At 36.3% G+C, this 797-nt stretch carries 1 protein-coding gene; it reads left to right on the forward strand.

Annotation, left to right across the window (positions count from 1 at the left end):
• Positions 1–48: 48 nt before the first annotated feature.
• Positions 49–797, forward strand: a 749-nt coding sequence (locus HMPREF9630_RS00525) for a flagellin N-terminal helical domain-containing protein (RefSeq protein ID WP_009526592.1), incomplete at its 3' end; no start/stop codon positions are given.

Raw genomic sequence — 797 nt, forward strand, 5'->3', positions numbered from 1 at the left:
AAAAAATTAGGACAAGGATGTCCATAAAAATTCATGGAGGAAAATATAATGATAATTAACCACAATATGATGTCAATGAACGCACACAGATCAATGGGAGTAAACGCAGGCGGAATGAGCAAATCTGTAGAAAAATTGTCAACAGGACAAAGAATAAACAGAGCGGCAGATGACGCAGCAGGACTATATATATCAGAAAAAATGCGTTCACAAGTAAGAGGACTTACACAAGCATCAAGAAATGCGCAAGACGGTATCTCAGCAGTACAAACAGCAGAAGGAGCATTGGACGAAGTACATGCAATGCTACAAAGAATGAGAGAGCTTGCAGTACAAGCTGGTAATGATACTAATCAAGACGAAGATAGAAAAGCTATAAAAGCAGAGATAGCACAACTTGGGTCAGAAATAGACGATGTAGCTAAAAAGACACAATTCAACAAACAAACTCTATTAAGTGGAGGATTTAAGTCTGGTAAAAAACTACAAGTAGGAGCTAATAAAGGACAAACTCTTACTATATCTATAGTTAGTATGACTGGAAAAGCTATAGAAATAGGAACTGGAGCTTCAGCTATAAGTGTTGGAAGTAATGGTGATGTTAGTAAATCATTATCAAGAATAGATGCGGCTATAGCAAAGGTATCAGAACAACGTTCAAAACTTGGAGCAATTCAAAATAGACTTGAGCATACAATCAAGAACTTAGATAATGCAGCAGAAAATACACAAGCGGCAGAATCAAGAATAAGAGATACTGATATGGCAAAAGAGATGAGTAAGTTTACAAAAGACAA

The sequence above is a fragment of the Peptoanaerobacter stomatis genome (genome assembly GCF_000238095.2).
In the GTDB taxonomy this organism is placed as follows: domain Bacteria; phylum Bacillota; class Clostridia; order Peptostreptococcales; family Filifactoraceae; genus Peptoanaerobacter; species Peptoanaerobacter stomatis_A.